Source organism: Nonomuraea sp. NPDC049684 (assembly GCF_044465345.1).
GTDB lineage: Bacteria > Actinomycetota > Actinomycetes > Streptosporangiales > Streptosporangiaceae > Nonomuraea.
The window spans coordinates 551,470-577,093 of record NZ_JBITLO010000005.1; the positions used below are offsets into that span (position 1 = coordinate 551,470).

General features: G+C 69.8%; 30 protein-coding genes, 1 tRNA gene and 2 pseudogenes. 17 read left to right on the forward strand and 16 right to left on the reverse strand.

Annotated elements, in window-relative coordinates:
• Positions 1 to 3: 3 nt before the first annotated feature.
• On the reverse strand, positions 4 to 795 hold the full coding sequence (locus ACIBST_RS19945; RefSeq protein WP_397173388.1) for a class I SAM-dependent methyltransferase: 792 nt from the start codon (positions 793 to 795) through the stop codon (positions 4 to 6).
• A gap of 5 nt (positions 796 to 800) precedes the next feature.
• Positions 801 to 1,547 carry an SDR family NAD(P)-dependent oxidoreductase gene (locus ACIBST_RS19950; protein ID WP_397173390.1) on the reverse strand — a complete coding sequence of 249 codons (747 nt, stop codon included), beginning with the start codon at positions 1,545 to 1,547 and terminating at the stop codon, positions 801 to 803.
• Positions 1,548 to 1,641: 94 nt separating this feature from the next.
• Here ACIBST_RS19950 and mshA point away from each other — a divergent pair, with 94 nt between their 5' ends.
• From mshA to ACIBST_RS19970, 4 genes are all read left to right on the forward strand, one after another.
• The gene (gene mshA / locus ACIBST_RS19955) at positions 1,642 to 2,919 is read left to right on the forward strand and encodes a D-inositol-3-phosphate glycosyltransferase (protein WP_397173392.1); all 1,278 of its coding nucleotides are present in this window, start codon (positions 1,642 to 1,644) and stop codon (positions 2,917 to 2,919) included.
• 42 nt (positions 2,920 to 2,961) lie between these two features.
• The gene (locus ACIBST_RS19960) at positions 2,962 to 3,441 is read left to right on the forward strand and encodes a YbjN domain-containing protein (protein ID WP_397173394.1); all 480 of its coding nucleotides are present in this window, start codon (positions 2,962 to 2,964) and stop codon (positions 3,439 to 3,441) included.
• Positions 3,442 to 3,502: 61 nt separating this feature from the next.
• Positions 3,503 to 4,246 (forward strand): phosphoglyceromutase, encoded by a 744-nt coding sequence (locus tag ACIBST_RS19965; protein ID WP_397173396.1) that lies wholly within the window; start codon positions 3,503 to 3,505, stop codon positions 4,244 to 4,246.
• A gap of 303 nt (positions 4,247 to 4,549) precedes the next feature.
• Positions 4,550 to 4,756 (forward strand): hypothetical protein, encoded by a 207-nt coding sequence (locus tag ACIBST_RS19970; RefSeq protein ID WP_397173398.1) that lies wholly within the window; start codon positions 4,550 to 4,552, stop codon positions 4,754 to 4,756.
• Positions 4,757 to 4,780: 24 nt separating this feature from the next.
• Here ACIBST_RS19970 and ACIBST_RS19975 read toward each other — a convergent pair whose 3' ends face one another.
• Both ACIBST_RS19975 and phoU read right to left on the reverse strand, forming a co-directional pair.
• Positions 4,781 to 5,518 (reverse strand): SAM-dependent methyltransferase, encoded by a 738-nt coding sequence (locus ACIBST_RS19975; RefSeq protein WP_397173400.1) that lies wholly within the window; start codon positions 5,516 to 5,518, stop codon positions 4,781 to 4,783.
• A gap of 257 nt (positions 5,519 to 5,775) precedes the next feature.
• A complete protein-coding gene (gene phoU, locus ACIBST_RS19980; RefSeq protein WP_397173402.1) occupies positions 5,776 to 6,420 on the reverse strand; it encodes a phosphate signaling complex protein PhoU in 645 nt (214 codons plus the stop codon).
• 132 nt (positions 6,421 to 6,552) lie between these two features.
• Here phoU and ACIBST_RS19985 point away from each other — a divergent pair, with 132 nt between their 5' ends.
• Together ACIBST_RS19985 and ACIBST_RS19990 are read left to right on the forward strand one after the other, a co-directional pair.
• Positions 6,553 to 7,725: a sensor histidine kinase gene (locus tag ACIBST_RS19985; RefSeq protein WP_397173551.1), complete on the forward strand. Its 1,173-nt coding sequence runs from the start codon at positions 6,553 to 6,555 to the stop codon at positions 7,723 to 7,725.
• Entirely contained in the window at positions 7,722 to 8,414 is a 693-nt protein-coding gene (locus tag ACIBST_RS19990; RefSeq protein WP_195898926.1) for a response regulator transcription factor, read from the forward strand. Before ACIBST_RS19985 ends, ACIBST_RS19990 begins: the two co-directional genes overlap by 4 nt.
• A gap of 55 nt (positions 8,415 to 8,469) precedes the next feature.
• On the opposite strand, the gene ACIBST_RS19995 is transcribed toward ACIBST_RS19990, so the two are convergent.
• The gene (locus tag ACIBST_RS19995) at positions 8,470 to 9,051 is read right to left on the reverse strand and encodes a copper chaperone PCu(A)C (protein WP_397173404.1); all 582 of its coding nucleotides are present in this window, start codon (positions 9,049 to 9,051) and stop codon (positions 8,470 to 8,472) included.
• Positions 9,052 to 9,302: 251 nt separating this feature from the next.
• On the opposite strand from ACIBST_RS19995, the gene ACIBST_RS20000 reads away from it, so the two are divergent.
• From ACIBST_RS20000 to ACIBST_RS20015, 4 genes are all read left to right on the forward strand, one after another.
• Positions 9,303 to 9,785, forward strand: coding sequence for a CarD family transcriptional regulator (locus ACIBST_RS20000; protein WP_043624891.1), 483 nt, complete (start codon positions 9,303 to 9,305; stop codon positions 9,783 to 9,785).
• Between the two features lie 17 nt (positions 9,786 to 9,802).
• Complete coding sequence (gene ispF / locus ACIBST_RS20005; RefSeq protein WP_397173406.1) at positions 9,803 to 10,273, forward strand: 2-C-methyl-D-erythritol 2,4-cyclodiphosphate synthase; 471 nt, start codon at positions 9,803 to 9,805, stop codon at positions 10,271 to 10,273.
• A 187-nt stretch (positions 10,274 to 10,460) separates the two neighbouring features.
• Positions 10,461 to 10,751, forward strand: a complete 291-nt coding sequence (locus tag ACIBST_RS20010) for a GlsB/YeaQ/YmgE family stress response membrane protein (RefSeq protein WP_352322343.1) — start codon at positions 10,461 to 10,463, stop codon at positions 10,749 to 10,751.
• A 98-nt stretch (positions 10,752 to 10,849) separates the two neighbouring features.
• Complete coding sequence (locus ACIBST_RS20015; protein ID WP_352322341.1) at positions 10,850 to 11,119, forward strand: GlsB/YeaQ/YmgE family stress response membrane protein; 270 nt, start codon at positions 10,850 to 10,852, stop codon at positions 11,117 to 11,119.
• A gap of 103 nt (positions 11,120 to 11,222) precedes the next feature.
• On the opposite strand, the gene ACIBST_RS20020 is transcribed toward ACIBST_RS20015, so the two are convergent.
• Positions 11,223 to 12,227, reverse strand: a complete 1,005-nt coding sequence (locus ACIBST_RS20020; protein WP_397173408.1) for a DUF2637 domain-containing protein — start codon at positions 12,225 to 12,227, stop codon at positions 11,223 to 11,225.
• 59 nt (positions 12,228 to 12,286) lie between these two features.
• Between ACIBST_RS20020 and ACIBST_RS20025 the strand changes: the two genes are divergently transcribed.
• Together ACIBST_RS20025 and cysS are read left to right on the forward strand one after the other, a co-directional pair.
• On the forward strand, positions 12,287 to 12,673 hold the full coding sequence (locus ACIBST_RS20025; RefSeq protein WP_397173410.1) for a PPOX class F420-dependent oxidoreductase: 387 nt from the start codon (positions 12,287 to 12,289) through the stop codon (positions 12,671 to 12,673).
• A 43-nt stretch (positions 12,674 to 12,716) separates the two neighbouring features.
• Positions 12,717 to 14,108, forward strand: a complete 1,392-nt coding sequence (cysS, locus tag ACIBST_RS20030) for a cysteine--tRNA ligase (protein WP_397173412.1) — start codon at positions 12,717 to 12,719, stop codon at positions 14,106 to 14,108.
• 46 nt (positions 14,109 to 14,154) lie between these two features.
• On the opposite strand, the gene ACIBST_RS20035 is transcribed toward cysS, so the two are convergent.
• Together ACIBST_RS20035 and ACIBST_RS20040 are read right to left on the reverse strand one after the other, a co-directional pair.
• Positions 14,155 to 14,487, reverse strand: coding sequence for an NIPSNAP family protein (locus tag ACIBST_RS20035; RefSeq protein WP_397173414.1), 333 nt, complete (start codon positions 14,485 to 14,487; stop codon positions 14,155 to 14,157).
• A 121-nt stretch (positions 14,488 to 14,608) separates the two neighbouring features.
• Positions 14,609 to 15,319, reverse strand: a complete 711-nt coding sequence (locus tag ACIBST_RS20040; protein ID WP_397173416.1) for a class I SAM-dependent DNA methyltransferase — start codon at positions 15,317 to 15,319, stop codon at positions 14,609 to 14,611.
• 877 nt (positions 15,320 to 16,196) lie between these two features.
• On the opposite strand from ACIBST_RS20040, the gene rlmB reads away from it, so the two are divergent.
• Together rlmB and ACIBST_RS20050 are read left to right on the forward strand one after the other, a co-directional pair.
• Positions 16,197 to 17,168 (forward strand): 23S rRNA (guanosine(2251)-2'-O)-methyltransferase RlmB, encoded by a 972-nt coding sequence (gene rlmB / locus ACIBST_RS20045; RefSeq protein WP_397173418.1) that lies wholly within the window; start codon positions 16,197 to 16,199, stop codon positions 17,166 to 17,168.
• A 20-nt stretch (positions 17,169 to 17,188) separates the two neighbouring features.
• Positions 17,189 to 17,261 (forward strand) — tRNA-Thr (locus ACIBST_RS20050).
• 61 nt (positions 17,262 to 17,322) lie between these two features.
• On the opposite strand, the pseudogene ACIBST_RS20055 reads toward ACIBST_RS20050, so the two are convergent.
• The 4 genes and pseudogenes from ACIBST_RS20055 to ACIBST_RS20070 form a co-directional block, all read right to left on the reverse strand.
• Positions 17,323 to 17,604: pseudogene (locus ACIBST_RS20055) on the reverse strand (tyrosine-type recombinase/integrase); the annotation flags it as partial.
• A gap of 1,316 nt (positions 17,605 to 18,920) precedes the next feature.
• Positions 18,921 to 19,493 (reverse strand): DUF6461 domain-containing protein, encoded by a 573-nt coding sequence (locus ACIBST_RS20060; protein ID WP_397173420.1) that lies wholly within the window; start codon positions 19,491 to 19,493, stop codon positions 18,921 to 18,923.
• Between the two features lie 93 nt (positions 19,494 to 19,586).
• Positions 19,587 to 20,081 carry a hypothetical protein gene (locus ACIBST_RS20065; RefSeq protein ID WP_397173422.1) on the reverse strand — a complete coding sequence of 165 codons (495 nt, stop codon included), beginning with the start codon at positions 20,079 to 20,081 and terminating at the stop codon, positions 19,587 to 19,589.
• A 33-nt stretch (positions 20,082 to 20,114) separates the two neighbouring features.
• On the reverse strand, positions 20,115 to 20,663 hold the full coding sequence (locus ACIBST_RS20070; RefSeq protein ID WP_397173424.1) for a hypothetical protein: 549 nt from the start codon (positions 20,661 to 20,663) through the stop codon (positions 20,115 to 20,117).
• A gap of 107 nt (positions 20,664 to 20,770) precedes the next feature.
• Here ACIBST_RS20070 and ACIBST_RS20075 point away from each other — a divergent pair.
• Positions 20,771 to 21,040 (forward strand): annotated as a pseudogene (locus tag ACIBST_RS20075) (Imm8 family immunity protein); the annotation flags it as partial.
• Between the two features lie 72 nt (positions 21,041 to 21,112).
• On the opposite strand, the gene ACIBST_RS20080 reads toward ACIBST_RS20075, so the two are convergent.
• The gene (locus ACIBST_RS20080; RefSeq protein WP_397173562.1) at positions 21,113 to 21,934 is read right to left on the reverse strand and encodes a hypothetical protein; all 822 of its coding nucleotides are present in this window, start codon (positions 21,932 to 21,934) and stop codon (positions 21,113 to 21,115) included.
• A 197-nt stretch (positions 21,935 to 22,131) separates the two neighbouring features.
• On the opposite strand from ACIBST_RS20080, the gene ACIBST_RS20085 reads away from it, so the two are divergent.
• Entirely contained in the window at positions 22,132 to 22,635 is a 504-nt protein-coding gene (locus ACIBST_RS20085; RefSeq protein WP_397173426.1) for a hypothetical protein, read from the forward strand.
• 19 nt (positions 22,636 to 22,654) lie between these two features.
• On the opposite strand, the gene ACIBST_RS20090 is transcribed toward ACIBST_RS20085, so the two are convergent.
• The 3 genes from ACIBST_RS20090 to ACIBST_RS20100 are packed head-to-tail and all read right to left on the reverse strand — an operon-like array spanning position 22,655 to position 24,974.
• Positions 22,655 to 23,359, reverse strand: a complete 705-nt coding sequence (locus ACIBST_RS20090) for a class I SAM-dependent methyltransferase (protein ID WP_397173428.1) — start codon at positions 23,357 to 23,359, stop codon at positions 22,655 to 22,657.
• 40 nt (positions 23,360 to 23,399) lie between these two features.
• Entirely contained in the window at positions 23,400 to 24,170 is a 771-nt protein-coding gene (locus tag ACIBST_RS20095) for an arylamine N-acetyltransferase (RefSeq protein WP_397173430.1), read from the reverse strand.
• Between the two features lie 54 nt (positions 24,171 to 24,224).
• The gene (locus tag ACIBST_RS20100; RefSeq protein ID WP_397173432.1) at positions 24,225 to 24,974 is read right to left on the reverse strand and encodes a class I SAM-dependent methyltransferase; all 750 of its coding nucleotides are present in this window, start codon (positions 24,972 to 24,974) and stop codon (positions 24,225 to 24,227) included.
• A 72-nt stretch (positions 24,975 to 25,046) separates the two neighbouring features.
• On the opposite strand from ACIBST_RS20100, the gene ACIBST_RS20105 reads away from it, so the two are divergent.
• Positions 25,047 to 25,616, forward strand: coding sequence for a CGNR zinc finger domain-containing protein (locus ACIBST_RS20105; RefSeq protein ID WP_397173434.1), 570 nt, complete (start codon positions 25,047 to 25,049; stop codon positions 25,614 to 25,616).
• The last annotated feature ends 8 nt before the right edge of the window (positions 25,617 to 25,624 follow it).

The window sequence follows — 25,624 nt, forward strand, 5'->3', positions numbered from 1 at the left end:
CCTTCAGCGCGGGTCCACCGCCGACCAGGGCAGCGTCAGCTCGCCGAGCCGCCATCGGGCCGGGCCGCCGAGCGGCGGGCGCGTCGCCACCGGCCACTGCGCGGCCAGCAGCCGCACGGACGCCAGCCAGCGCTGCCGCAGCCCGTGCACCCCGTAAGGGGCGCTGACCGCCCACGCGTGGTCGAAGTCGCGCAGGAACGCATGGATGCGCTCACCCGGGACGTTCCGGTGGATGAGGGTCTTCGGCAGCCGGTCGGCCAGGTCGGAAGGCCGCTCGAAGGCGTCGAAACGGGCGGAGAACGTCAGCGTGCGCGGGCCGTCGGGGGACAGGCCCACCCAGACCGCCCGCCGCCCGGTCTCGGAGCAGGTGCCCTCGACCAGCACGCCGCCGGGGGCCAGCCTGCCGCACAGCACGTCCCAGTAGTGCCACGCCTCCGCCTCGCCGTACTGGCGCAGCACGTTGAAGGCGCGGACCAGCGTCGGCGGGCGCGGGACGGGCAGCTCGAAGCCGCCGAGCACGAAGCTCAGCCCCTCCCGCTCGTACGGCTTGGCCAGGGCCACCCTGGCCGGGTCGATCTCGATGCCGACCACCTCGACGCCGGGCGCGACCGCGCGCAGCCGGGTGAACAGCTCAAGCGTGGTCGTGTGCGAGGCGCCGTAGCCCAGGTCGACGACGAGCGGACGGACGGCGGCGCGCAGGGCCGGGCCGTGCACGGCGGCCGTCCAGCGGTCGACCCGGCGCAGCCGGTTGTGCCACGTCGTGCCGCGGGTGATCGCGCCGACCGGTCTGGCCATCCGGCTCAGCCTCCGCTGACGCGGTGCACCTTGTGCTGGGCGGCCTGGGCGCGCGGCCTGATCACCAGGCGGTCGATGTTGACGTGCGACGGGCGTGTCACGCACCAGGCGATGGCGTCGGCCACGTCGTCGGAGGACAGCGGGTCGGGGACGCCCTCGTACACGCGGGCGGCGGCGGCCTCGTCGCCGCGGAAGCGGGTGACCGCGAAGCCCTCGCTCCTGACCATGCCCGGCGCGATCTCGACCACCCGGACCGGCTGACCGACCAGCTCAAGGCGGAGGGTCTCGGCCATCGCGGACTGGGCGTGCTTGGCCGCGCAGTAGCCGCCGCCGCCCTCGTACGAGACCAGGGCGGCGGTCGAGGTCAGCATCACCAGCACGCCGTCGCCCGACTCCACGAGTTTGGGGATCAGCGCCTGGGTCATGCGTAGGGAGCCGAGTACGTTCGTGTCGTACATCTGCTGCCAGTCGTCCAGAAGGCCGTCCGTGACCGATTCCATGCCGAGCGCGCCACCGGCGTTGTTGACCAGCACGTCGCAGCGGTCGAGCGAGCCGACCAGCGCGTCGACCGACTCCTGAGAGGTCACGTCGAGCGTCACCGGCCTGATCGAGGGCACCTCCGCGGCCAGCTTGTCCAGCCGGTCGCGGCGACGGGCGCCCGCCACCACCACGTAACCTTCAGCGGCGAGCCGCCGCGCGGTCGCCTCGCCGATGCCGCCGCTCGCGCCGGTCACCACTGCCGTTCTCTGCATGCCCCTCATCCTGCCAGGGCGGACGCGGTGCGAACCGCGGCAGGGAATGTCGAAAAAATTCGGATAGTTGTATTCCGCTTGGAGGTGATGTCGAGTGAGGCGACGACGGGTCAGCCGGGTCGCGACCATCAGCATGCACACATCGCCATTGGACCAGCCCGGCACGGGCGACGCCGGTGGGATGAACGTGTACATCGTCGAGTCGGCCAGGAGACTGGCGCAACTCGGCGTGGAGGTGGAGATCTTCACCAGGGCCACCGCCCGCGACCAGCCGCCCGTGGCCGAACTCGCCCCAGGCGTCCTGGTACGGCACCTGACGGCAGGGCCGTACGAGGAGATGGACCGCGCGGACCTTCCCGGGCAGCTGTGCGCCTTCCTGTCGGAGGTGCTGCGCACCGAGGCCATGTACGACCCGGGCCGCTACGACGTCATCCACTCCCACTACTGGCTGTCCGGGCAGGTCGGCTGGCTGGCCAAGGAGCGCTGGGGCGTGCCGCTCGTGCACACCATGCACACCATGGCCAAGGTCAAGAACCTGCTGCTCGCCCAGGACGACAAGCCGGAGCCGCAGGCCCGCGTGGTGGGCGAGGAACAGGTCGTCGAGATCGCCGACCGCCTCGTGGCCAACACCGCCGACGAGGCCCGCGAGCTCATCGACCTGTACGGCGCCGCCCGGCAGCGCGTGGCCGTCGTGAACCCCGGCGTCAACCTCACCGTGTTCCAGCCCGCCTCGCAGGGCGCCGCCCGGCAGCGGCTCGGCCTGCCGCAGGACGCCCGCGTGCTGCTGTTCGTGGGCCGCATCCAGCCGCTCAAGGCCCCCGACGTGCTGCTGCGCGCGGCCTCGCGCATGCTCATCGACGACCCCTCGCTGCGCGGCCGGCTGGTCGTCGCCTGCGTCGGCGGGCCGTCGGGCAACGGGCTCGCCCGGCCGTCCATCCTCACCGAGCTGGCCGCTGAGCTGGGCATCTCGGACGTCGTCCGGCTCGTGCCGCCGGCTCCGCAGGAGGAGCTGGCCGACTGGTACCGGGCGGCGGACGTGACCGTCGTGCCGTCCTACAGCGAGTCGTTCGGGCTCGTGGCCCTGGAGTCGCAGGCGTGCGGGACGCCGGTCGCCGCCGCGGCCGTGGGCGGGCTGCGCACCGCCGTCGACGACGGCGTCTCCGGCGTGCTGGTGGACGGGCACGACCCCGACGAATGGGCCCGCGTCCTGCACCGCCTGGTCACCCTGCCGGAATGGCGTGAGCAGTTGTCGCGGGGGGCGCGCACGCACGCGGCCGCCTTCGGCTGGCAGGCGACGGCGGGCCGGCTCATGGAGGTGTACGCGGGCGCCGTCGCGAATCTGCACAAGGTGCCCGTGGCGCTCAACTTCTAGCGGCTGGACGCCCTCGCGTCGCGCGCTCCTAAGCTGGGTCCCATGCGCGATGTCGTCGAAGCCGCGCTCAAGGCCGCGGACGTCTCCTACGACGAGCCGCGGCCCGGGGCGTTCCTGGTCAAACTGCCCGGACAGCACAAGCTCGCCACCATGACATGGCTGATCGTCGGCGAGCGGGTGCTGCACGTCGAGGCGTTCTTCTGCCGCCAGCCGGACGAGAACCACGAGGAGTTCTACCGCTGGCTCCTCGGCAAGAACGGCGCCATGTACGGCGTGCACTTCTCCCTCGACCCCGTCGGTGACGTCTACCTCGTCGGCCGGCTGCCGCTGGCCGCCGTCAGCGAGGAGGAGGTCGATCGGCTGCTCGGCTGCGTGCTGACGTACGCCGACGACTGGTTCGACCGGGCGCTGGAGCTGGGCTTCGCCTCCTCGATCAGGCGGGAGTGGGAGTGGCGTGCCAAGCGCGGCGAGTCCCTGGCCAACCTGCAGGCATTCGCCCGGTTCGCCGACCCCGGGCAGTGACCTGCCGGCGACCTGCCGGCGACCTGCCGGCGCTCCGGGCGGCGGCCATAGGATTGGCCGCATGGCGACTTTGGTGCTGCTACGGCACGGTGAGAGCGACTGGAACGCGAAGGGCCTGTTCACCGGTTGGGTGGACGTCAGCCTGTCGGCCAAGGGCGAGGACGAGGCCCGGCGCGGCGGCCGGCTCCTGCAGGAGGCCGGTCTGCGGCCCGACGTCCTGCACACCAGCCTCCTGACCCGGGCCATCCAGACGGCCCAGCTCGCTCTGGGCGAGGCCGACCTGCTCTGGCTCCCGGTCAAGCGCAGCTGGCGGCTGAACGAACGCCACTACGGGGCCCTGCAGGGCAAGAACAAGGCCCAGACGCGTGAGGAGTTCGGCGACGAGCAGTTCATGCTCTGGCGCCGCTCGTACGACGTGCCGCCGCCGCCCATCGCCGACGACGACGAGTACTCCCAGGCCGGCGACCCCCGCTACGCCCTCCTGCCGCCGGAGCTCATGCCGCGCACGGAGTGCCTGAAGGACGTCGTCGACCGCATGCTGCCGTACTGGTACGACGAGATCGTCCCCGACCTGGCCGCGGGGCGCACGGTCCTGGTGACCGCGCACGGCAACTCGCTGCGCGCCCTGGTCAAGCACCTCGACGGCATCGGCGACGACGACATCGCCGGGCTCAACATCCCCACGGGGATCCCGCTGGCCTACGAGCTGGACGCCGACTTCAAGCCGCGGGTGCGCGGCGGGCGCTACCTCGACCCGGAGGCCGCCAAGGCCGCCATCGAAGCGGTGGCCAACCAGGGCCGCTGACCCCCACAGCTTCTCGGGCGCCTCGCGCGGCGCCGCGTGTGCCGCGCGAGGCGCCCGCCGGTTTCCTGGCTTGGCCTGCGGCGTCGTGTCCGGGGCGTCCGCGATGGGCGCGGGGTCGGGGCCGGGGGAGCTGATTCGCCGATGCCGGACTCTGAAATGTGTGGGCCGTTCTGGGGCGAGGTGCCTATGCTTTCGGGGATGTGAGCACCTCTGCCAGAGCTGAGCGCTCCTGCCCCCTTCCGTCCTCCGGGGAAGCCCGCATTCCGGGCGGGACGGTCTGACGTGCCGACCTGGGAGCCGCATGTGTCGCGCGGGCTCGTACGCGTGGTCGAGGCGTCCTGTTGCGAGGAGTACGTCCTGTGCTTCGAGGCGGCGCAGTTCTTCGTGCGGCGGGTCACCGAGCGAGGGGAGCACGAGGAGACCGCCAGGGGCCCGTACGCCCGTGCCGCCGCGGTCTGGGCCGAGCTGGCACGGCGGCACGTGTGCCGGAGCCGGCAGGCGGCCTCCTGACGCGACCGGCCGTGGCACGGCCCGTCAGCCGGACGTCGGGCGCAGGACGAGGGTGACGAACCCGAAGACGTCCCGGTAGACGCGCAGCCACTCGGCGCGGTGGGCGTCGGCCGTCGTGATGGCCTCGCTCCTGTCCGGATGGTTGGGGTTGTCCAGAGCCCAGGACGCCAGCGAGCCCGTCCAGGCCCATTCGTAGTCGTCGAGCTCCTGGCGCGTGCTGATGTGGCCGTGCACCGGCGTCCAGCCGTCGGCGGTGACGCGGTCCACCAGGGCCGGCAGGTCAGTGAGCTCGCCGAGCATCTCCACCGCCTCCGCGGACGGCTCCCGGGCCCAGAAGCCGTCGCCCACCAGGACGCGCCCGCCGGGGGCCAGGTGCTCGCGCGCCGCCGCGAGCGTGGGGAGCAGGCCGCCGAACGCGTGCGTCGCCCCCACGCTGATCACCAGGTCGAACGCGTGCGGGGAGGTGAACTCGGCGGCGTCCGCACGATGCAGGACGAGCCTGTCGTGGACGCCCAGCGCCTGCGCGCTCTCGCGGGCGTGCGCCAGCGAGCCCTCGGCGATGTCCACGCCCTCCGCCTGCAGCTTGGGATGCGCGCCCAGCGCGCGCAGCAGCCACTCCCCGCCGCCGCAGCCGAGGTCGAGCACGCGCGCGTCGCCCTGGGGGAGGGCGCGGTCGAGGAGGCGGCGCACCGAGTCGTCGTCGAGCGGAGCCGCGATCGGATGGTCCGCGTGGGCGAGCCGGGAGATCTGTTCACGATTCACCGGCGGAGCGTGCCACATGCGGAGACGTCGCCGCATCCGCTTTTGACCAGGAGACGAGGCGGTTGGCGGGCGTCTGTCGCTGCTCGCCGCAGTTTGTCCCGCCGGTTTGCACAGCGGGTTCGTCCCGCCGGTTCGTCCCGCCGGCTTGTCCCGCCGGTTTTCCCGCCCCATGCCCGGCCGGGGACATGCGAAGCGGGCGGCCCCCCGACAGGTGCCGCCCGCTGCGTCCGGGTGAAGAGCTCGCCTCCGGGAGGCCGTCAGCTGGGACGGGAGCCGGTGACCAGGTAGACGACGTCCCTCGCCACTCGCACCGCGTGGTCGGCGTACCGCTCGTAGTACCGGCCGATCAGCGTGATGTCGATCGCCGGCTCCACGCCGTGCTTCCAGTCCTTGGCCAGGATGTTGCGGAACAGCCGGCGGTGCAGCCGGTCCATCGCGTCGTCGTCCTCCTCCAGTTCGAGGGCCGACTCCACGTCCCTGGAGGCCACGCAGCTCCCGGCCTTGGTGACCAGGTTCTCGGCGATCTGCCCCATTTCCACGATGGTCGAGCGCGTCTCGGGCGGAATCGCCGAGTCGGGGTGCCGCAGGCGGGCCACCTTGGCCACATGGACGGCGAGGTCGCCCATGCGTTCGAGGTCGGTGCCCATGCGCAGCGCCGTGATGACCATTCGCAGGTCCACCGCGACCGGCTGCTGCCTGGCCATCAGCTCGAAGATCGACGACTCGATGTCGGCGAAGATGGCGTTCACCTCCTGGTCACGGGAGATGACGCTCTCGGCGAGCTGGAGGTCGGCGTCGAGGAGGGCCGTGGTGGCACGGGAGATGGCCGAGCGGACCAGCCTCGTCATCTCGACCAGCTTGCCCGTCAGGAGATCAAGTTCTTCATGGTACGCGTCGCGCATGTCGTCACCGTACGTGCCACTCGATGAACGAACCTCTACTGCGAGATGAACTTTCCAGGAAAGGGCCGTTCATCCGCAGGTGAGAGGTCTGTTCCTTGGGCTTCGCCACCTACCATCGAAGGCATGAGTGAGATGGCCATGAGCTTCGCGGCCCTGGCCGGGTTCGTCGTGGGAGCCCTGGCGGTCCTGTTCTACCGGAACCAGATCGAGGCTCCGAAGAGGACCGATGCAGCCGACGGCGTCGAGACCGGAGCGGCGCTGCCGCAGGGCGTGGCCTCCGTGCTCGCCGTGCTCCCCTCGTCCGCCGTCGTGCTCGACGCGCACGACCGCGTGCTGCGCGCCAGCTCGGCCGCGCGCGCGTTCGGGCTGGTCAAGGGCGACAGGCTGATGGCCGCGGAGCTGCTCGCACTGGCAAGACAGGTACGCCGCGACGGCGAGATCCGCGAGAGCGAGATCGACGTCGCCGGCCACAAGTTCGGCCAGGAGACGACGAACTTCGCCGTCCGCGTCGCCCCCCTCGGCTCCTACGGCCAGGTGCTGGTGCTGGCCGAGGACCAGACCGAGCGGCGCAGGGTCGAGGCCGTGCGGCGCGACTTCGTCGCCAACGTCAGCCACGAGCTGAAGACCCCCGTGGGCGCGCTGAGCCTGCTGGCCGAGACCATCCAGGACGCCGCCGACGACCCCGAGGCGGTCACCCGCTTCGCCGGGCGCATGCAGCACGAGGCCGCCCGGCTCACCTACCTGGTCCAGGACCTGATCACGCTGAGCAGGATCCAGGGCGCCGAGCCCATCCCCACCCCGGGCCAGGTCGCCATCGACGAGGCGATCCACGACGCCATCGACCACTGCAACACCAAGGCGGTGGCCAAGGACATCACGCTGGTCACCGGCGGCACCGAGGGCCTGCGCATCTGGGGCGACGACGAGCTGCTGGTCACCGCCCTGCGCAACCTCATCGACAACGCCGTCGCCTACAGCCCCGAGCACACGCGGGTCGTGGTCAGCGTCCGCCCGGCCGGCGACTCCGTCGAGATCAGCGTCAGCGACCAGGGCATCGGCATCCCCGAGGAGTCTCTGGAGCGCATCTTCGAGCGCTTCTTCCGCGTCGACGCGGCCAGGTCACGGGCGACCGGCGGCACCGGGCTCGGCCTGGCCATCGTCAAGCACGTCGCCGCGGCCCACGCGGGCGAGGTGTCCGTCTGGAGCAAGGAAGGCTCCGGGTCCACCTTCACCCTCCGTCTGCCCGCCTTCGGCGGCACGGCGGTGGCAGTACCACCCTCGATTCCCCTGGAGACCGCAAAATGACCAGAGTTCTAGTGGTTGAGGATGAGGAGTCCTTCTCCGACGCCTTGTCCTACATGCTGCGCAAGGAGGGCTTCGAGGTGTCGGTCGCGGCGACCGGGCCCGAGGCGCTCGACACGTTCGACCGCAACGGCGCGGACCTCGTGCTGCTCGACCTGATGCTGCCCGGCCTGCCGGGCACCGAGGTGTGCCGCTCGCTGCGGCAGCGCTCGAAGGTGCCGGTCATCATGCTGACCGCCAAGGACAGCGAGATCGACAAGGTCGTGGGCCTGGAGCTGGGCGCCGACGACTACGTGACCAAGCCGTTCTCCTCACGGGAGCTGGTGGCCCGCATCCGCGCGGTGCTGCGCCGTCAGGGCGACGTGGTGGAGGAGCTGGAGACGGCCGTCCTGGCCGTCGGCCCCGTGCGCATGGACGTCGACCGCCACGTCGTCGCGGTGCGCGGCGAGCAGGTGCAGCTGCCGCTGAAGGAGTTCGAGCTGCTGGAGGTGCTGCTGCGCAACGCCGGCCGGGTGCTCACCCGCGGCCAGCTCATCGACCGCGTCTGGGGCGCCGACTACGTGGGCGACACCAAGACGCTCGACGTCCACGTCAAGCGCCTGCGGGCCAAGATCGAGGCGGACCCGTCGAACCCGCGCTGCATCCTCACCGTGCGCGGCCTGGGCTACAAGTTCGACGCCGTCGAGGAGTGAACGACCCTTGTTCTGGTACGTGGGTTCGTACCAGAACAAAGGTTCTCTCATGCCGTCAGTGGGCCTCTTCGGTGGCCGTGGGGGTGGCCGACGCCGAGGGCGTCGGAGCCGGGGTGGCGTTGGGGGCGGCGGGGTAGTCCTTGAACTCACGGCTGCGCGTGACCACAGGGACGGTCAGGGTCACTGTCCCGGCGTTGGCGAACTGGAGGTCCAGACGCACGCTCTCGCCGCCTCTGAGGCTCGTGGAGATGCTCTCCAGCATCAGCTGGGGCTGCGGCTTGCCGGTGTTGACGAGCTGGTTGGGGGGAAGCTGGATCGGCGTGGCGACCTTCACGGACCCGACCGAGCCCGCGGAGACGGCCTGGAGGGTGTCGGCGGCGCCCGCGGTGTTGAGGATGTTCAGGTAGATCGGGGCCGAACCGCGCCACGGGAGCTGGGCGCCGGAGTCGGGGCCGAGGATGAACGCCTGCGGGATGTGAATGCCGCGCGTGCCATAAGCACCCTGGTCGATGAGTGCGACCGCCTCGTTCGGGGCGTACGGCTTGTTGGTGTTGGCGTCGAATCCTGCCCCGCAGCCCGCGAGCACGGGGGCTGCCAAGAACGCGGCGGCTACGACAATCCAGCGACGGCTGGTCACGTGCGGGTTCTCCTTGCTCTTGCGCGGTATGGCGCATGGGGTGTTGGGCAGCGCCTACCATATCCACCTGAATCCATGGTCATATCCGCACCCCTGCAGGTCATTCGCTATGTCCGGAAATGCGATTCATACGGTCGAGGACTTGTCAAGCCCCAATATGCGGCTTTGACCTGCAGTTATGAGGATTTCACTGTTCCGGGAGGCTGTGGATGCGTGGTACCCTGGAGTACAGCGGAAGGGGTACTTGTCACATGACTTTCCAGGTCGGCGACACTGTCGTCTACCCCCACCATGGGGCTGCTCGGATCGAAGCAATCACGAAGCGATCCATCAAGGGTGAGGAAAAGACCTACCTGGTGCTCAAGGTCGACAAGGGCGACCTTACCGTCCAGGTGCCAGCAGAAAACGCGGAACTCGTCGGTGTGCGCGACGTCGTCGGCCAGGAAGGCCTTGAGCGGGTTTTCGATGTTCTTCGGATGCCGCACACGGAGGAGCCGACCAACTGGTCGCGCCGTTACAAGGCCAATCTGGAGAAGCTCGCCTCCGGCGATGTGAACAAGGTTGCGGAGGTGGTTCGCGACCTGTGGCGTCGCGACCGCGAGCGCGGCCTGTCAGCGGGCGAGAAGCGCATGCTCGCGAAGGCTCGTCAGATCCTCGTCAGCGAGCTCGCGCTCGCCGAGAAGACCAATGAGGACAAGGCTGAGGCCCTGCTCGACGAGGTTCTCAACTCCTGAACACGAATCTTCCACGGGTGGGCGTCGGAGTCGACGTCCACCCGTTCGCTTCGGCGGACTCGGGGCGTGAGCTCAGCCTCGCCGGCCTTCGCTGGCCGGCCGAGCTGGGGCTCGACGGTCATTCCGACGGCGACGTCGCGGCGCATGCCGCCTGCGACGCGCTGCTGTCCGCGGCCGGCCTGGGCGACCTGGGCGGCCTGTTCGGCACGTCCGATCCACGCTGGGCCGGGGCTTCCGGGGTCACCCTGCTGCAGGAGACCGCCCGCCAGGTGCGCGCGGCGGGCTTCGAGATCGGCAACGTGGCCGTCCAGGTGATCGGCAACCGTCCCAAGATGGCTCCTCGGCGTACCGAGGCCGAGCTGGCGCTCGGCGGGGCCGTGGGGGCGCCGGTGAGCGTCTCGGCGACCACCACCGACGGGCTCGGGCTCACCGGGCGCGGCGAGGGGATCGCCGCCATCGCCACGGCGGTCGTGGTCAACCTTTCGTAGGCATTCAGCGTCTTATGTATGGGATGCGTGAGGGTGTCCCGGCGGGTCGTCGCCGAACCCGCCAACTGTGGGGGCGGCGGTTCGTCACTGGCGCGGTACGGACCGCCGCCTTCCTCAGGGGGTAGTTTCCCCAGGTGTCGGGTATGTCCCCATCTAAGACATGTGAACGTCTCGGGGGGAGTCACACATGATCGGCGCGATCGTTTCCGCAGTAGTCATCGGCGCCATCGTCGGTGCGCTGGCCCGGCTCATAGTGCCTGGCAGGCAGAACATGTCCATCGGCCTGACGCTCATCGTGGGCATCGTGGCCGCCCTGATCGGCACCCTGATCGCGCAGGCGTTCGGCTGGGCCGACACCAAGGGCATCGACTGGCTCGAACACATACTCCAGCTCGTCCTGGCTGTGGTCGGCGTGCTGCTCGTGACGCGGATGGGCTGGGGGGGACGCGGTGGACGCACCGGTCGAACCACGACCTGACCTGCTCGTTCGTAAAGCCGGCGCATAATCGGCGGCGATCGGGTAGCGAAGCTCCTCGTGAGAGTGAACGGCTCACTTTCACGGGGAGGTTTCGTGTCATGACCATTCAGTCCATCCTTGGCGCCATCGTGATTGGCGCCGTCATTGGCGCAATCGGTCGCCTGCTGCTGCCCGGCAGGCAGGCCATCGGGTGGATCCTCACCATCGTCGTCGGCATCGTCGCCGCCCTGCTGGGCACCCTCATCGCCCAGGTGCTCGGCGTCGAGACGACCCCCGGTATCGACTGGATCGAGCTCGTGATGCAGGTCGTCCTGGCGATCGTCGGTGTCGGCCTGGTCGCCGGCCTACGCCGCGGCTCCAGGGTCTAGCGGCGCCAGGGGTGTAGACGAGATAGACGCACACGAAACGGCCCGTCCGGGATCATCCCGGACGGGCCTCTCGTGTTCCTGGCGTTTCTTCGGGGCGTGGCCGCTATTCCTCGGGGCCCGGCGGGCGCGGAGTGCTGCGCAGGCGGCCGGACGGGGCCTGGGTGTCCTCGTGGATCACGGGGTGGGGTGCGGTGTCCTCAGAGTCGCTCTGGGGCGTCCTGGGCTCGTCGGCGGCTCTGCGGTCGTCCTCGATGACGGGGACGGGCTTGGTGTCGACGTCGCGGGTGTCGGCGGGCCGGGTGCCGGTGCGGGGATGCACCAGGACGTCGGTCGGCTTCACCCGGTCGCCCCACCGGACCGGCCGCCTCAACGGCTCGGGCTCTGGCTCTGGTTCCGGTTCCGGCTCCGGCTCCGGCTCCGGTTCCGGTTCGGGTTCTGGGGCCGGCTCGGGTTCCGGTTCGGGGTCAGGGGCTCGTACGGGCTCGGGGTCCGGGGCTTGGTCCTGCGGTACGGCCTGCCGCTCGGGCACGTGGACCGGCGGCGTCTCCGGCGCGGCCGTGGGCCCCACCAGCGGTGTGGACTCCAGCACGGGCGGGGGCGCCTCGGTCACGAGCGGCGGCGGCGTGTCGGCCGCGCGGCCCGGGTGGAAGGGCACGAAGTCGTCGTCGTCCTCCTCCTCGCGCGCCGCGCCCCGGTGAGCCTGGACGTGCTTGATCAGCAGCAGCCAGAGCCACAGGGCCACGGCCAGCATGACCCAGGGCGCCAGGGCCACGCCCACGGCCACCTGGCGCGCGTCGAAGGTGAACCGCAGCGCGGTCGCCACGTTGGCCGCCGCGGCGGCCACGATGAGCAGGACCAGCACGGTGGCGGCCTGCGCCCGCACCAGCGGCCGGGCGGGGCGCAGCAGCAGCACGCCGAGCAGCGCTACCACGAGCAGCGCGTCGAAGGCGGCCGGATAGAGGAAGGCGAGGTCCTGCCGCGCCTCGCCGGTGACGGCCAGCGCGCGCAGATCGTCGAAGGACAGCGCGCAGGCGGCTCCGGTCAGAGCGGCCACCGCGAGCCCGGCCAGGGCGATGCCCAGGCGGCGGAGCGTAGAGGGGGGAGTCACGTCCATGGCGCCTTCGAGACTACAGAAGAATGGCGATCACGACCGATCGAGGGAGACACATGCCCGAGCTGCCGGAAGAAGCCCGCGAACTCCTGGATGCCCCGAATCATGCGACGGTGACCAGCCTCAACCCTGACGGCGGACCGCAGTCGACCGTGGTGTGGGTGCGCACGGACGGCGGCGACGTCCTGTTCTCGACCGTCCGTGGGCGGGTGAAGCCGCGCAATTTCGAGCGCGACCCGCGGACGAGTCTGCTGGTCATCGACCCGGACAACCCCTACCGCTACGTGGAGGTGCGCGGCCGGGTGACGATCGAGGAGGACCCGGAAGGCGCGTTGATCCAGGAGCTGGCCCAGAAGTACATAGGCGGGCCTTGGGAGGACAAGCCGGGGACCGAGCGTCTGATCATCCGGATCCGTCCCGACAAGGTCACGGTGCGAGGCTGAGTAATCGGCCTACGAGAGCCCCCGAGGCGTTAGCCTTGCCTTCGTGAGCCTGCACATCTACGACACCAGCACGCGCGCCACCCGTGAATTCGTTCCGGTCGAAGCCGGCCGGGCGTCGATCTACCTGTGTGGGGCCACCGTGCAGGCTCCTCCGCACATCGGGCACATCCGCTCAGGCGTGAACTTCGACGTGCTCAGGCGCTGGCTCGCGCGTTCCGGATACGAAGTGACGTTCTGCCGCAACGTCACCGACATCGATGACAAGATCATCAGGGTGTCGGCCGCGGAGGACGTGCCCTGGTTCGTGATCGCCGAGCGCAACCAGCGGGCCTTCACCTGGGCCTACGACACGCTCGGCTGCCTGCCGCCCACCGTCGAGCCGCGGGCGACCGGCCACGTGCCCGAGATGATCACGCTCATGGAGCGGCTGATCGAGCGCGGCCACGCCTACGCCTCGGGCGGCGACGTCTACTTCAGCGTCCAGTCCTATGCCGACCACTACGGCAAGCTCTCCAACCAGAAGCTGGAGAACATGCGGGGGGCGGGCGACACCGACGACGAGTCGCTCAAGCGCGACCCGCGCGACTTCGCCCTGTGGAAGGGCGCCAAGCCGGGCGAGCCGACCTGGCCCACGCCGTGGGGGCTCGGGCGTCCCGGCTGGCACTTGGAGTGCTCGGCGATGGCCACCAAGTACCTCGGGCCGACGTTCGACATCCACGGCGGCGGCATCGACCTGATCTTCCCTCACCACGAGAACGAGATCGCCCAGTCGCAGGCCGCCGGCGACGGCTTCGCCCGCTACTGGATGCACAACGGCATGCTCAAGATCGGCGCCGAGAAGATGAGCAAGTCGCTCGGCAACTCGCTGCTGATCCCCGAGATGGTGCAGAAGGTGCGTCCGGTGGAGCTGCGCTACTACCTGGCCGCGCCGCACTACCGTTCCTCGATCGAGTACTCCGAGGAGGCGCTGCTGGAGGCGGCGGCGGCCTACCAGCGGATCGAAGGCTTCGTCACCCGCGCCGCCGAGGTGATCCACGACGTCGACGCCGACGCGCCCCTTCCGCAGGCGTTCGCCGACGCGCTCGACGACGACCTCGGCACGCCGCAGGCGCTCGCCGTGGTGCACGAGGTGGTGCGCGAGGGCAACGTGGCGCTGTCGCGGGGCGACAAGGAGGCCATCGCGCGGCTCCTCGCCGAGACCCAGAACATGCTCGACGTGCTGGGCCTCGACCCTCGATCGCCGCAGTGGCGCGGGGGCGGCTCGGACCTGTCGCCGGTGGTCGACGCGCTCGTGGCGGTGGCCCTGGAGCAGCGCAAGGCCGCGCGGGCCCGTAAGGACTACGCGGCGGCCGACGCGATCCGCGACCAGCTCGCCGCGGCGGGCATCACGGTCGAGGACACGCCGCACGGCGCCCGCTGGGAACTGGCCCGCTGACCTTCCATCCGGTTTTGGCGGCGGCGGGCGCCTTCCGCGTCCGCCGTCAGGCGCGGAGGGCCGTGACGGCGGCGTCGGTGGTCTCGATCACGATCGTGTGGTAGCCGTCGATGCGCGAGACGATGCCCTCGCGCGGGCCCTGGTGCCATTCGGGGCTGGAATAGAAGGCGTCCTCCTGCTCGTCGCGGGTCTCTTTCGAGGGGAACGCGCGGATGAGGTACGCCTCTTCGTGGCCGTCCTCGTCCACGAGGGAGGCGCCGCTGCTGACGACGTCGATGCCCGCCTTCGCCAGGAGGGGGAGGGCTTCTTCGCGCATGATCCGGACGAAGTCTTCGCGGGTGCCGGGTTTGAGGCGGTAGGTGCGGATCTCTAGGATCATGCGGGTGCTCCTTCGGGGCGGCGTTCGAGGAAGTGGTGGGTGGCTGGCACGTTAGCCCTTGATCGCTGACATCCTCCGTCAGTGGGAGTTCTGTTTCGGGGCTCTTGTTCGAGGGTGGGGCTTAGGAGCTGGAGTTTGGGTTTTCCGGCTTGTCCGTCGGCTTGTCGGTGGGTTTGTGGGTGGATTTGTGGGCCAGGAGGAAGGCCTGCCGGCCTGAGCGGGGTCTCTCGCTCTCGTCGGGTTCGCGGATGAGCTGGGCGTCCAGGGACAGTCCGGCCTTGGCGAGGAGGTCGGCGATGTGCTCCGGGGGAGTCCAGTAGACGTCCAGCGACAGCTTGTGGCCGTAGCCCTGGCTGAGGTGGCGGCGTTCGTCGCCCACCTTGAACGCGATCAGCAGGTGGCCGCCCGGCGCCAGCACCCGGTGGATCTCGGCGAACACCGTCGGAAGGAGCTCCGGCGGGGTGTGCACAGTGGAGTACCACGCGACGGCGCCGGCCAGGGACGCGTCCGCCAGGTCCAGCGCCGTCATCGAGCCCACTTCGAAGCGGAGGCCGGGGTGGCTCTGACGGGCGACGTCGATCATCCTTGGCGACAGGTCGATGCCGAAGGCGTTCACGCCGAGGGCGTGGAGGTGGGCGGTGACGCGGCCCGGCCCGCAGCCCAGGTCAGCCACCTCTCCGGCATCCGGGCCCTGCACGAGCTCGGCGAACGCGCCCAGCATGGCCCGGTCCAGGGGCTTGGTGTCGAGTTCGTCCCGGAGTAGGTCGGCGTATTCGGGGGCGACGGTGTCATAGGCCGTTCGGGTGGCGTCGAGGTAGGCGGACTCAGTCATGGCCAAGGACGGTAACTGGCCTTGGGGTTGTCTGGGGGCGTAGGGAGGTGGACGCCTTTTGTGCTGTGTTTGGGAGGCTGTGCTGGGAGAGGGCAGGTGTGCGTGCAGGCGGTCGACGCGATGCGGGGCCGCCGTTCCGCGTGCGGCCCGATGGGGTGAGTGAAGCCTTTGTGGTGAGGTGCTTGCGCGAGACGCCGCGCTGGGGCTGTGAGCGGGGCGCTACGTGCGCGCCAGGGTGAGGCAGACGGCTCGATGGGTGTGCTGGCTGGCCGTAGAAGGCATGTGCCTTGTCCTCCTGCAGCGTCTCTGCCATGGGCATGCAGGTTTTCTTACGATCGCGCTCTACCGTTCTTCCAGGGGCTGGCCGCGCGCCCGTCGGGCGGCTTTCCAGGGACCGTTGTTTTGGGCCGATCTTCAGAGCCGGCCCTCCTGGGTCCGCTTCTCTAGGGATCGCTCTTCCACGGATCGCTCTTTCTGGGGACCGCTGTTCCTGCGGCCGCTCTTCCTAGACTGCGTCTTCTACGGCGTGACCGGATTGGCCTTACCCAGAGGAAGGGCACCTACCGTGTGACTCCTGGCCCTCCGGCGGCTGAGGATTTGCGGTGGGGCTGGATTGTGCCTCCCTGGAGGCTCGATCGGTCTTCCTGCTCTGGGGGCTTGGGAGTCGTGACCGGTTGGGAGCTACCGGCGGATGGCAGCTCTGCCGCGTCACACGGACACGTCCTCCCTGCGAATCGGACCTCTGCCGCGTGACCCGGACACGTCCTTTCTGGAAGCGGACCTCTGTCGCGTGGCCGGATTCGCGCTTCTTGGAGGGATCGGGTGGGGGATTGCCCGGCGGGATCGGGTGGGTCGGCGGGCCGATACCCTTGATGGCATGGCAGCAGGCGGAAGGGCATCGGGCAGGCCCGCGAAGAAGAAGGGTCCCTCCAAGGGCACCGGGGGCCAGAAGCGCCGGTCGCTCGAGGGCAGGGGCGCGACGCCGCCTGCCGAGATGCGCCACTGGTACAAGGACAAGGCCAGGTCCGAGCGCATCGCCAGGGAGGATCGCGGCGGCGAGTCGCGCCGTCCGGGCAGCGGCCCGGCCCGGCAGAAGCGTTCCGAGGACGCCCCCGAATACATCGGCGGCCGTAACCCGGTGCTGGAGGCCCTGCAGGCGGGGGTCCCCGCCAACGCCCTCTACGTAGCCCAGCGCGTCGAGAACGACGACCGCGTACGCGACTCCATCAAGATCGCGGCGGAGCGCGGCATCGCGCTGCTCGAAGTCACCCGCGACAAGCTCGACCGGATGACGGAGGGCGTCGTCCACCAGGGCATCGCGCTCCAGATTCCCGCCTACGACTATGCGCACCCGTCCGAGCTGGTCGAACTAGCCCACGACGCGGCCGAGGTCCCGCTGATCGTGGCGCTCGACTCGGTCACCGACCCGCGCAACCTGGGCGCCATCGCCCGCTCCGCCACCGCGTTCGGGGCGCACGGCCTGCTCATCCCGTCCCGCCGCTCGGCCGGGGTGACGGGTGGCGCCTGGAAGACGTCGGCCGGCACGCTCGCCACGCTGCGCGTCGCCCGCGCCTCCAACCTGACGGCCGCCCTCCGCGAATACCGCGAAGCCGGCCTCTTCATCGTCGGCCTCGACGGCGCCGGCAAGATCGACATCGGCGACGCCGACCTCCTCGCCGAGCCGCTCGTGGTCGTGGTGGGCTCCGAAGGGAAAGGCCTCGGCCGGTTGGTCCGAGAGCAGTGCGACGTGGTCGTCCGCATCCCCATGCAGGCCGCCGCGGAATCCCTCAACGCAGGGGTCGCCGCCGGTGTGGCTCTGTACGAGGTCGCTCGTCACAGGCGCCGCTAGCGTCTACACTGGTAGGCCGTGCCGACGTAGCTCAATCGGCAGAGCATCTGTCTTGTAAACAGAAGGTCAGGGGTTCGATTCCCCTCGTCGGCTCTGCGAGCGAAAGGCCCCTGAGCAGGCATTACGCCGTCAGGGGCCTTCTGCTTTCCGATCTTCAACCGGTGTCTTCGGTGTCTTTGGGAGCCACCTTGGGAGCCACCGGGGGCTGTCCGCCCAGGAGGGCGCTGGAGATGGCCTCCGTGGCCGCGCGCCGGTCGCCCTCCAGCAGGTGGCCGTAGACGTCCTTGGTGATCGAGATGCTGGCGTGGCCGAGGACTTCGGACACGACGTGCAGCGGTGTGCCTTGGGCGAGCATGAGCGATGCGCCGGAGTGGCGAAGCTCGTGGGGGTGCCAGTGGCCGAGGCCCGCTTTCCTGGCCAGCCGGGATAAACAGGTGCGAGAAGGTGTCCGGGTCGGACGGGTTGCCGAAAGCTGTTGGGAACATCAGCCCGTGCTCTGTCCAGCTCTCGCCGGCCTTGAGACGTTCCTGGTTGTGCGCGGCCTTGTGCCGTTTGATCGCCTCGACCAGCTCGGGAGTGAGGCAGAGGATACGGCGTGATCGCCTGGTCTTGAGTTCGCTGATCACGATGCGGGTCTTGGTGGTGGCGTTCGGGTCGCGGTTCTTGAGTCGTTTGACGGAGTGGGTGACGCGAAGGGTACGGGCATCCGGGTCGAAGGCGTTCCACATGAGTCCGAGTGCTTCGCCGCGACGCAGTCCGAAGACGAGGGCCAGGAGGACGAGGACTCCCATGCGGTGATCGGCGGCTGTGCCGAGGAGCATCTTGCCCTCCTCCACCGTGAGCGTCCGGCCCTCTTCGACCGGGACGCGCGGAGGCATGGACAGCGCTGCGACGTTGCGCAGGACCAGGCCTTCCCGCTCTGCCTGGCCGAGGGCCTTACGGAGCACGGCCCGCATGTTCCGAATGCTGTTCGCCTTGTACCCCGCCTTGCGCTTGGCCTGCCACAAGGCATCGACTTGGGGCACGGTGAGCTTGGTCAGCTTGTGACGGCCCAGTCCTGGCTTCAGGTGCAGTCGTACCGTGTCCTCGTAGTCGTCCAGGGTGCCATCGGCGATGTGAGCCCCGCGGATCGACGGGCGGCGTGCTCGGCAGTTCCGTCCAATCCATCACCCGCTGGACGGGGCCGGCGACGGCGACGGGACGCACGGCGTCCGGTTCCAGCCACACCACCTGCCAGAACCCGCAGTCGTCGACGCGGGTCGCCACCGGGCAGCCGCACTGGGCGCAGGCCAGGTTGGGACCGTACTGGCCGTCCCAGCCGCAACAGCAGCCGCCCAACCGATCCGGGATACAGACGGTTCCGCGGACGTCGCCCGGCGCGATCCCGATCCTGTCCGGAGGGCCCGTGATGCGGTACATCATCAGCCGGACGCCGTGATCTTCCGGTTCGGGCACCCAAGGGGCTGTTGGACGGCCATCTCCAGGGTCCACGACGTATGTTCCCGGCTCCAGCAGACCGGGGAGCAGGTCATGGCCGTACTTCTGGCCGGAGTGGTCGGGGAGCGCCACCCGCGCCACCCGCGCGGTCAGTACGGCGCCGCATGACGCACAGGAGAAGACGACCAAACAGCCTCCTTTGCCGCACCACGAGGCGATCATGGTGACACAACATCCCGCCTTGAGGGGAGATGCGGGCACATGACCCCGGCAAGGTGCGGGCGCTTCGGGAGCGACTCGGTTTTCCAGCCGACTTCAGGGCCTGGTCGCAGGTGGGATGACGCCCCATCTGAACCTGGAGCTCTCCAGCAGGTGCTCCGTCATCCTGATGCCGGTCAGGTGCTCGACGAGCAGGAAGGCCGGGCCTCTGTAGAGGCGGGGAAGCGACGGGTAGAGCCTGTCGATCTCCTCCATCGTGCCCGCGAGTTCGGCGGGCACTTCCGTCAGGAAGCCGTCGTCGCCGCCCCAGCCGAACCTGATCTCGCCGTCCTCGCACCAGTAGAAGTAGTCGAGGTCCTTGACGCCGAGTGCGGCCTGGGAGACCAGGCGGGTGCCCCTGGACAGCTCGGTGATCAGGTCTTCGCAGGTGCCGAGCCAGTCGGGGTCGAAGAGGAACGTCCAGTCGCCGATGGAGGTGACGCCGACAGGGGCCCCCGGGGCCGAGTAGGCATCCGGGCCTTCGGGGAAGGGGCCCGGCGTGAAGTCCTCCCAGCGGCCGCCGAGGCGCGCGACCACCTGTTCGGGCGTGGTCCGCACGTAGATGAAGCTGTAGCACTCCTCGGCGTACTCGCCGCGGAGCCAGGAGACGTCGGGGGGCTGCAAGGGCATGTCGTCATGCTGGCAGCCGGCACCGACAGGAAAGGGTCTGCAGTCGGTAGGCGTGTGTCGCACGGACGTGTCCGTTGGCGAGTTGGATGACGGTCAGCATGCCTGCTTGGGGATGGCGGCCAGATCCATGACCATGTACCGCTTGCGGGCGTCGTCCCGCCAGAACAACAGCGGGCCGCCGGAGAGGGAGCCGCCGACCTGAACGGTCAGCTCACCCTCGGCCGGCTTGCCCTCCTTCGGTTGCAGCACAGCGGACGTGTCGGCGCAACGGTCATAGATCACGCTGCCGTTCTCCAGCGTTCCGATCCGGGCTGTGGAGATGGAAGAGCCCTCGCCGACGACCTTCGGCGGATCGAAGAACCCGAACCTGTCGTGGAAGAGAGGGTTTCTGCGGAACCCGCCGGGGAGGACGCTGCGTCGTGAGCCGTCCCGGCGTTGCACGATCACCTGCGTGAGCCGGCCGGCTGCGCGGGCGACGCCGCTGACACACCAGTCGGGCCCGCAGCGCCGGTCGGTGCCGTCGACCTTTTCGGCGGAGCGTTTCTCGCCGGTGACGACGTTGGTGACGGTGTTCTTGCCGTCGTGCACCCCAGGGCCAGGTGGAGAGGTGGCCGGAGCCCATCAGGGCCGGAGTTCCGCCGGCGAGGGGGACGCGGTAGACGGCGCCTCCCCTGTCGTGCCACCAGACGATCTGGTCGCCCACGATCTCCAGGCGGTACAGATGACCATCTCGGCCCGCGGGCCGGTTGGGGGCGGGCGCGACAGGGGCCGGCCGCTCAGCAACGGGCACGCCGCCCACTCGCTGCCGCCCGCGCCGCCGAAACGGATCTGACCGCCGGTGATCGGCATCGTCCACAGCTGCAACTCGGGGCTCGTCCGGTCGGGGTGGCGGACCGCGGCGATCCACGCGATCTGCGAATCGCTGACGGTCACGTTCTCGATCCGGTGGTAACGCGCCACGTTCTCGGGGACGGTGCCCAACAGTTTGTGCCTGCCGGTCCGCCGGTCGTAGTTCACTAGGATCGGACGGTGCTCGCCGGGGTCGGCCATGAGCACCTCGTGCTTGCTGAGCATCGCCAGTGGCTGAACGTCACGGGTGTCGCTGAACCAGCGGGGCACCGAGAAGAACGCCTCGGGCCAGACGTCCTCGGCCGCCGGCAAGGCCGGCACCGGAGGAAGGTCAGTGGGTCGTGACGCCGATTCCGAGATATGTGCCGAGCAACCGCCTGTACCGGCGGTGAGCGTGACCACTAATGCGGTGACCAGTAAGCCTGAATATGCGGGACGTCTCACCTCCTCTCAGAGGTCGAACCCCATTAGTAAGTTCCCGCGATGTCACCGAAACGGCTTCCGGAGAAACGCTGAGTATCGATGACCCCGCCCATGCCTGCAAACTTCTGGAAATGTATGTCGATCCTCGGAGGGAGCCAGGCGAGGAGCAATTTCAGCTCACCGTCTGCACCGCGTCAGCTCTCGTGGAGCAGCCAGAACAGCGCTCCTTTGTCGTGGGCCGCCACTGGCTGTTCGCCGCCGGGCTTCGTCCGGAGAAGGTCACCGAATGGCGGGCGGGGCTGCGGGGGCGGCCCCGCCTCGGTGGTGCTGGGCCCGGTGGCGGGTGGTCAGAAGGGGCCGGGTTCCGGGTAGCCGGCCTTGATGACGGCCCTGCGGGTGTTCGGGGTGAGCTTCTTCTCGTTGATGACCTTGCCGGCCGCCGGTGCGGTGATCCGCACCTTGGCGCCCCAGTTGGAGAAACGGGTGTCGGTGTGGAAGGTCATCTGGCCACGTTCGTCGTCGTCCGGGACGGGGGCCGAGTCGACGACCGCGCGGGTGAGCAGGTTGTTCTTGTCGAAGTACAGGTGGAACTCGGCGCTGCCCTCACCGGCCGACTTGTTGTGCCGATAGGCGGCGAGGGTGGAGGTGCCCTGGTATTCGCCAGGCGCCACCTCGGAGGAGTGGTCCAGCATGAACTTCAGGTCCGCCGGGGTGACGCCCGTGTCGAGGATGGAGTTCTCGCGCTCGCTGGTCCGCGAGCCGATCCAGGAACGCCCGGCGGGCAACGCCTTGGCGATGCCGGGGTTGGTCACGTAGGCGTTCCTGCCTTCGGCGACGACCCGGTAGGGAGGCTCGAACTCCTTCTGGCGCGACGACATGCGCACCCGCAGGTCGGCAGCCGCCACCTTGCCCCTGCCGAACGCCAGCGTGCCATGGGTGCGGGTGGTCACCTGCACCTGCATCGATTGGTCGTCGACGGTGAAATCGAGGGTGATGCTGTTTAATTCAGTGATCTTCACGCCCTTGCCTGGTAGTAGTTGGGCTTTCAGGGCTTTCACCGCGTCCGCGGGGGCGGCCTGCGCGGTTGCCGGGGACGCGGCCTGAGCGGGTACGGCCGCCGCGCACACGACCGCGGCCGTGGTCGCGAGGCCCGCGAAGAAGAGCTTCATCGATGTCCTTCATTTTCGTGGATATAGCAGAGGAAAGAGTAAGAGAGCGATGCTGGGCGGATGGGCGATATCTCGTAACGATCGGGTGCCGACTGGTGATTTCGCGGATGAATAAAGGGCGGCCCTTGCGTCCGCGCTCGTCCGGTGCGGAGGCTTCCACGGGGGTCGGGGACAGGGCATGGGGAGCGATTGCTGTTGTGCTGGGGCTGGGGACGCTTTATGCCACCAGCGTTCCCGGTTGGCATTTTCCGTGGTTGATGGCCGCCGGCGCCGGGTGGGTGTTGTTCGGCGTTGCTTGGCTCGTCATGCTGGGTGGCGTTCTGATCCGGCGGGAGCGAGTGGTGACGTTACGCCGTCACTGGCCGTTCTGGGGCGTGCCGCTCTTGGTGGTGGCTCTGACGGGGGCGCTGGTCTACATCGGCGCGCCGATGAGGGTGCGGTTCGAGTTGTCGCGTGGCGGTCTTGAGCACATCGCGCAGACGGTGTCAGAGGGCACGCCGCCGGGGAAGCAGCGATGGATCGGGCTTTATCCCGTCAAGTATCTGGAAGGCTCCCGCGGGGCCTTCGGATTCATGATCAAGGACGCGGGATTCTTCGGCAGTTACGGATTCGCCTGGAGCGCGGACGGTGAGCCCGACGTCGACGGGTCAGGCTCGTACCGCCACTTCGACGGACGCTGGTACGTCTGGAGCGACGACTGAGGCCCGCCCGGGAGGGAGTTCAGGTGCGTCGCCAGGCCAGGAGGCCGTCGGGGGCGGCGGCCCGGACGAATCCCGCGCTCACGAGTTCGTCCCGAAGGGTTTCCCAGGCGGGACGGTAGGCGTGCCCGACGAGCTCTTCCTCGCTGAGCACCTTCTCTCCCTCGATGATCCGGTAGAGGTAGCGGCACGTGGCGCGCTCGTCGTCCGACTCCACGATCTCGGACGAGACGGTGTACGTGTGGCGGCCCACCCGGCGGGAGTCCAGGTGCCGCATGGGGCGCGGCTTCGGCGGGCCGCCGTCGCGCCAGGTGAACACGAGAAGCCCGCCGGGCTCCAGGTGGCCGGCCAGGACGGGCCAGAGCCGCCTGCGGTAACCGGGCTCCAGGGCGTACAACACGTTGATCATCACCATGGCCTCGACCGGCTCGTCGAGCTCGAGGCCCAGGGCGTCGCAGGGCAGCACGGTGACCCGTTCGAGCAGGTCGGGCCGTTCGGCCAGGCGGGAGAGCAGCAGCGCCCGCATCGTGGCCGAGGGTTCCAGCGCGAAGACCTCGGCGGGCGTCCACTCGGCCAGGGACGTGGTGATCAGGCCGGTTCCCGCGCCTATCTCCAGGATGCCGCGGCGAACCCCGGCCAGCAGGGACGGCAACTTCTCGCGCACGCCCGGTACGTGGCTGCGCACGGCGAGCAGATCGTAGAAGACGGGCGAGATGTAGTCGGCCATGGCCGGCCACCGTAGTACAGCCGGCGCGACCTCGGCGGGGTCAGGCGCCCGCGGCCGGCGCCCGGTCGAGCGTGACGCCGAAGTGCTCCCGGTACGCCGGAAGCAGCTCGTTCTCGTTCAGGATGCGCTCGGCGCGCTCGCCCTGCGTGGTGACGATCAGCTTGCGCCCGCTGATCGTGGTACGCCCCTCCGCCGTGCGGATCGAGCACACCGGTGACCTGGTGAAGTGCGAGTCCGGCGAGGTCGCCTGCCACCAGCAGGTCGGCACGAAGTCGGCCAGCTCGTACGGCCGCGCGGTGAGCCGGTAGGCGGGCTCGCCGTTGTGCGACACGTCGAGATCGCCGTGCTCGCCGGGAGCGGGCACGATCTGGAACACCCCGGCGCCGTCCTTCTGCTCGCCGCGCTCGTCGATCCGCAGCGGCTCGTCGGCGAAGTCGCCGAAGCCGACGTCCACCAGCCAGGGCTCGTCGAGGTCGACGCGGAGCGCGAGGTGGTCGAACAGCGGCCCCGGCCGGCCGCCGCCGAACACCCGCGCCGCGAGCAGCGTCACCCGGTAGCCGAGCGCGGTGAGCAGCGCGGCGAACAGGCCGTTCTGCTCGTAACAGAAGCCGCCGCGGCGGCGGGTGACGAGCTTGTCGAACAGCGCGTCGGGAGCGAGGGAGATCGGCTCGCCGAGGTGGATGCTCAGGTTCTCGAACGGCACCGCCCGCAGGTGCGCGAGCTGCAGGGCCCGCAGGCCGTGGACGTCCGGCGGCACCGGCCGGGACGCTCCGAATCTGTCCAGGTAGCGGGTGACTTGCGACTCGTCCATGACCTACAGGAAACCACGTCTCGCCTGCCTGCGCCCGCCGGATGGCGGTGCGGGTCAGCTTCGCACGGCGCACAGCAGGCGGTTGTTCCCGCGCTGCCACAACGTGCCGATCTCGCCGAACCCGGCCTTGGTCAGCGCGCTGACGTGCTGCTCGACCAGGTGGGACTCCGAGCCGTGATGGGACGCGCCGGCCGTGCTGCGCTCCTGGCTGAGGCCGGCGAAGGCGGGGTCGGCGGCGATGGCGTCCCACCAGGCGCGCCAGTCCTCGGGCCGGCGGTCGCCGAAGACGCGGTCGGTCTCGCGCTGGTGCACCGCCCGCTCCAGCCGGGCCAGGGTGGGGGAGGAGGAGTCCATGTGGTCGCCGTTGAGCAGGATCCCGCCAGGACGCAGGACGCCGGCCAGCTCGGCGTACGTCTCCTGAAGCTCCTCGGGCGAGATCCAGTGCAGCGCGGTGGTGCTGACGGCGGCGTCGGCCGGACGGTCGAGGCCGAGTGCCCTGGTCCACCCGCCGGTGCGCAGATCGGCCGAGACGAACCGCAGCCCCGGGTAGGCGGCCCGGCCGAGCCCCAGCAGCAGCGGGTCGGCGTCGACGGCGATCACGGTGGCCGAGGGCAGGCGTTCGAGCAGCCGGGCGGACAACGACCCCGGCCCGCACCCCAGGTCGATGACCACGGGGTCCGGCCGGCCCAGCGCCTCGACCGCGTCGATCAGCGCGGTGAAGCGGGCCTCCCGGTCGGGCAGGTAGCCCTCCTGCTGACGGTCCCAACGCTCGATCCATGCCAGCGCGGTGTCCTGAGTGAGCATCAGATCTCCCCTGTGACTGTCGTCTAAGATTTGAGCAGTCACAACTTAGAACGCGAAGGTGTAACCGGTCAAGTGGATTACAACAGTCACACAGATGCGATCGTCCGGGTCGCGGTGGCGCTGGTCAACGCGCTGACCCCGGGCGAGCAGCGCGGGCGCGACTTCCCCGTCCCTGACGACCTCGCCGCGGCCGCCTCCGGCGCCCTGGCCGGCGTCTATTCCGGCCACCGCGGGATCGGCGCGGCCGACGCCGCCGAGCTGGCCGAGGTCGCGGCCCGGCTGCGCGTGGTGTTCCGCGCGGTGGCGGACGGCGACGTAGACGCCGCCGCCATGGCCACGAACGCGCTGCTGGAGGAGAGCAGGGCCCGGCCGATGCTCGAACGCCACGACGGCGAGCCGTGGCACCTGCACTTCCACGGCCCCGGCGGCTCGGTGGCGGGCGACTGGGCGGCGAGCTGCTCGACCGGGCTCGCGATCGTGCTCGGCAGCGAGTTCAGCGACCGGCTCGGCGTCTGCACCGCCCCCCACTGCGACCGCGTCTACGTGGACGTCTCCCGCAACGGCACCCGCCGCTTCTGCTCCACGGCCTGCCAGAACCGCGTCAAGACCGCCGCCTTCCGCGCCAGGACCAAGGCGGAGTGAGCCGTGGT

Excerpts from the sequence above, each read along its gene's own strand:
- ACIBST_RS19945 (WP_397173388.1), bottom strand. The coding sequence starts at position 795 with ATGGCCAGACCGGTCGGCGCGATCACCCGCGGCACGACGTGGCACAAC.
- ACIBST_RS19950 (WP_397173390.1), bottom strand. The coding sequence starts at position 1,547 with ATGCAGAGAACGGCAGTGGTGACCGGCGCGAGCGGCGGCATCGGCGAG.
- ACIBST_RS19960 (WP_397173394.1), top strand. The coding sequence starts at position 2,962 with ATGCGCGATGTCGTCGAAGCCGCGCTCAAGGCCGCGGACGTCTCCTAC.
- ACIBST_RS19965 (WP_397173396.1), top strand. The coding sequence starts at position 3,503 with ATGGCGACTTTGGTGCTGCTACGGCACGGTGAGAGCGACTGGAACGCG.
- phoU (WP_397173402.1), bottom strand. The coding sequence starts at position 6,420 with ATGCGCGACGCGTACCATGAAGAACTTGATCTCCTGACGGGCAAGCTG.
- ACIBST_RS19985 (WP_397173551.1), top strand. The coding sequence starts at position 6,553 with ATGGCCATGAGCTTCGCGGCCCTGGCCGGGTTCGTCGTGGGAGCCCTG.
- ACIBST_RS19990 (WP_195898926.1), top strand. The coding sequence starts at position 7,722 with ATGACCAGAGTTCTAGTGGTTGAGGATGAGGAGTCCTTCTCCGACGCC.
- ACIBST_RS20000 (WP_043624891.1), top strand. The coding sequence starts at position 9,303 with ATGACTTTCCAGGTCGGCGACACTGTCGTCTACCCCCACCATGGGGCT.
- ACIBST_RS20010 (WP_352322343.1), top strand. The coding sequence starts at position 10,461 with ATGATCGGCGCGATCGTTTCCGCAGTAGTCATCGGCGCCATCGTCGGT.
- ACIBST_RS20015 (WP_352322341.1), top strand. The coding sequence starts at position 10,850 with ATGACCATTCAGTCCATCCTTGGCGCCATCGTGATTGGCGCCGTCATT.
- ACIBST_RS20025 (WP_397173410.1), top strand. The coding sequence starts at position 12,287 with ATGCCCGAGCTGCCGGAAGAAGCCCGCGAACTCCTGGATGCCCCGAAT.
- ACIBST_RS20035 (WP_397173414.1), bottom strand. The coding sequence starts at position 14,487 with ATGATCCTAGAGATCCGCACCTACCGCCTCAAACCCGGCACCCGCGAA.
- ACIBST_RS20040 (WP_397173416.1), bottom strand. The coding sequence starts at position 15,319 with ATGACTGAGTCCGCCTACCTCGACGCCACCCGAACGGCCTATGACACC.
- rlmB (WP_397173418.1), top strand. The coding sequence starts at position 16,197 with ATGGCAGCAGGCGGAAGGGCATCGGGCAGGCCCGCGAAGAAGAAGGGT.
- ACIBST_RS20060 (WP_397173420.1), bottom strand. The coding sequence starts at position 19,493 with ATGCCCTTGCAGCCCCCCGACGTCTCCTGGCTCCGCGGCGAGTACGCC.
- ACIBST_RS20080 (WP_397173562.1), bottom strand. The coding sequence starts at position 21,934 with ATGAAGCTCTTCTTCGCGGGCCTCGCGACCACGGCCGCGGTCGTGTGC.
- ACIBST_RS20090 (WP_397173428.1), bottom strand. The coding sequence starts at position 23,359 with ATGGCCGACTACATCTCGCCCGTCTTCTACGATCTGCTCGCCGTGCGC.
- ACIBST_RS20095 (WP_397173430.1), bottom strand. The coding sequence starts at position 24,170 with ATGGACGAGTCGCAAGTCACCCGCTACCTGGACAGATTCGGAGCGTCC.
- ACIBST_RS20100 (WP_397173432.1), bottom strand. The coding sequence starts at position 24,974 with ATGCTCACTCAGGACACCGCGCTGGCATGGATCGAGCGTTGGGACCGT.